The organism is Halorussus litoreus (genome assembly GCF_003382685.1).
Lineage (GTDB): Archaea > Halobacteriota > Halobacteria > Halobacteriales > Haladaptataceae > Halorussus > Halorussus litoreus.
On record NZ_QLVG01000094.1, the window covers coordinates 1 to 2,326 of the forward strand.

The following is a 2,326-nucleotide window of genomic DNA, read 5'->3' on the forward strand; positions in this document are numbered from 1 at the left end:
GACTTCGGTGCGGACGTGGACCACCGCGACCGTGATTCACGGCTCGATCGGCCCGAGGCGAGTGAGTTCGGCGTCGACGACCGTCCGGAGGTAGAACAATCGTCCGAGAGTGATCAGTCGAACCTCTTCGCCGATACTACCGAGGATCAGCAGACGCTCGCCGGCGACGATGCATCCGATCGCTGTCTCTTCGAGGAGTAACCAACAACCAGTTCGTTCGACTGGCTGTGTTGGGTAAGTGATGGTGAGAAGCGAGATATCGACTCGCGAGACTAGTCAATCCCCGAATCAAGCGACTGCGAGCCTCCCGAACGCGGGGGCATCAGTACCCATGCCACGAATTACAAATTGGACGCGTGAGAGCCGTACCCCGAAGCTAGCGTATCGCAACACAGAGACCAACGCGCACGCGGTGTTTCACCGAGCGCCGGACTCGTATATCCACAAGTGGCGTGCCGCGATCCTCGTCGACGGCTACCCGGTGTGGTCGCGCGGATTCGAGACGAAAGAAGCTACCTCGCTTCGCGATGAACTCCGAAAGCGACCCCACCCTGAGTTACCCTGTCCAGAGTGTCCGAACGACGACGTCGTCGTCGGCCAGAAGAGTGCTGACGGCGCGAAAGTCCAACGGTGGTTCGAATGTCGAGAGTGCGGCTACGAAAGCCGGTCAGCAATCATCTACGGCCCTGAACGCTGAACGAGAGTTCGGAAGGACACGTGCTCGTTAGCGGAAGGTGTCATAGAATAGTCCCTCCAAGATGAATTTCGGGATGATGCCGATGCCGTTCGCTGTGAGGAAGTCGGCGACGTGTGCAGAGAGGCTGTCGCACCAGCGCCAGAGGAAGGCGAATCTGATCAAACGGTTTCGAGCGCGCTCTCGATTGGTTCGTCGCCTTCGATCATCTCGAAGGTCTTCCCGTAGGTGTTCTCCGTGTCGAGTGCGGTACCGAGCGTGCGGGCAACGTCGGCGCGGGTGACTTGGCCGCGTTCGACCCGACGGGCTGCCTCGATCCGCCCGGTTGCGGACTCGTTGGTCAACTCCCCTGGTCGGACGATCGTCTCCGTGAGTTCGCTTGCTTGGAGATGCTCATCAGCCGCCAGTTTGGCTTCGAGGTACGGCCGAAGCGCGTCGGGACTCTCCTCAGGGTTGTCGGCATTGATCGCACTGAGCATGACAAAGCGCGGGACACCGTGCTCTTCGGCTTCGTCGATTAGCCTGATTGCACCGTCTCGATCGACGCCTTCGACGTCCTCGCCACCAGACCCCGCCGCGAAGATGATCGCGTCGCTTCCGTCGACGGCGTGGGAGACGTCCTCGGTGAGGTCCGCGACGACCACCTCGACGCCGAAGGCCTCCATCTCCGAGACCTGTGACTCCTCGCGCACCATCGCTTGGACTGTGTGATCGCTTTCGCTCAGCACCGCAGTAATATGCTGGCCGACCCCGCCGTGTGATCCTGCGATGAGTACGTTCATGGCGTCGTAACGGACGTGCGATAGCGCCAAAAGAATTCGTACTCGGGGAAGCTCCTGATCCGGTAGAGCGGTCATCAGAGACCACCACCGGCCCTTCACGAGGTAGTTTTTGAGCGCCCGAGAGGGGCGCGGGCGCAGGCGAATGTGCCCCCAGAGGTGACCAGAATGGACGATACAACCCAGACGATAGCGTACCGGCTGACGATCACCGTCGACGGCGTCGAGCTACCCGTCGATGAGGAAATGCGCCATGCACTCCTGGACGATCTTCGCGTAGCAGTCCGTGACCGAATCGGGGAGCGCCACGGCGTCGAAGTGGACCAGGACGACATCACCATCGCGACGGGGTATCGCTACGCGCAGGTGCCAGCAGAGTGTCCGCTCTGCAGCGAGCGTCTCGATCTCCTGAGTGTCCATCTGAACAACGAGAACGGCGCGTACGCGAGCGCGAAGTGTTCCGATGAAGACTGCGAGTGGAGCGGCGACGCCGTCTATCGCATCATCGACCTCGAAGGCGGCGAGAGCAACGCCATCGAGAGCAGCGTCCTGACCGGCGATATCACGCCGAGCTACGACCCTTACTGATGAATTCAATGGAAGACACGCCCACATTCACGCGTATCGAACCGATCTGCCCTCGCGACGGCTGCGACTCGCAGCTTGGTATTGGGAAACCCGTCTATGCAGGCGAGCAGACCGACATCGCCTACGCCGACGTCTGGTGTCAGAACGAGGCGTGTTCGTTCACTGCCTGCGCGCAGTTCGCACTCGTCGATCTTCTTCACGAAGAGGCGGACTCAGAGACGAGTCTCGTCCACGCCGGAGAGATCGACCCACTCGAGGCTCGATA

4 protein-coding genes and 1 pseudogene are annotated in these 2,326 nt (G+C 60.8%); 4 read left to right on the forward strand and 1 reads right to left on the reverse strand.

All coding sequences use genetic code 11. The features are described 5' to 3' along the window. Window positions 1-201: pseudogene (locus DPQ64_RS18385) on the forward strand (hypothetical protein); the annotation flags it as partial. Window positions 202-331: 130 nt separating this feature from the next. After that, on the forward strand, window positions 332-697 hold the full coding sequence (locus DPQ64_RS19695) for a DUF7568 family protein (protein WP_012289567.1): 366 nt from the start codon (window positions 332-334) through the stop codon (window positions 695-697). Between the two features lie 158 nt (window positions 698-855). Here DPQ64_RS19695 and DPQ64_RS18395 read toward each other — a convergent pair whose 3' ends face one another. Beyond that, window positions 856-1,476 carry an SDR family oxidoreductase gene (locus DPQ64_RS18395; RefSeq protein WP_012289566.1) on the reverse strand — a complete coding sequence of 207 codons (621 nt, stop codon included), beginning with the start codon at window positions 1,474-1,476 and terminating at the stop codon, window positions 856-858. A 165-nt stretch (window positions 1,477-1,641) separates the two neighbouring features. Between DPQ64_RS18395 and DPQ64_RS18400 the strand changes: the two genes are divergently transcribed. Together DPQ64_RS18400 and DPQ64_RS18405 are read left to right on the forward strand one after the other, a co-directional pair. Next, a complete protein-coding gene (locus tag DPQ64_RS18400) occupies window positions 1,642-2,061 on the forward strand; it encodes a hypothetical protein (protein WP_049987713.1) in 420 nt (139 codons plus the stop codon). A gap of 8 nt (window positions 2,062-2,069) precedes the next feature. Further along, on the forward strand, window positions 2,070-2,326 hold a 257-nt coding region (locus DPQ64_RS18405; protein WP_198662206.1), incomplete at its 3' end, for a hypothetical protein.